The sequence below is a fragment of the Pseudoalteromonas sp. SR43-5 genome (assembly GCF_014163835.1).
Lineage (GTDB): Bacteria > Pseudomonadota > Gammaproteobacteria > Enterobacterales > Alteromonadaceae > Pseudoalteromonas > Pseudoalteromonas distincta.
On sequence record NZ_JACJEA010000094.1, the window covers coordinates 1 to 253 of the forward strand.

Here is a 253-nt window from a genome sequence, read left to right on the forward strand (position 1 = left end):
TAATTGCGATGGGGGGACGGAGCAGGCTAAACAAGCATGGCGTTGGTAGTCCATGTGAAAGTGAGTAGGTTGGCGACTTAGGTAAATCCGGGTTGCTATTAAGACTGAGACACGAGACGAGTCACTAAGGTGATGAAGTTGTTGATGCCATACTTCCAGGAAAAGCCTCTAAGCTTCAGATTATATGGAATCGTACCCCAAACCGACACAGGTGGTCAGGTAGAGAATACTAAGGCGCTTGAGAGAACTCGGG

1 rRNA gene is annotated in these 253 nt (G+C 48.2%); it reads left to right on the forward strand.

Annotated elements, in window-relative coordinates:
* Positions 1 to 253 (forward strand): 23S ribosomal RNA (locus H5090_RS20635); the annotation flags it as partial.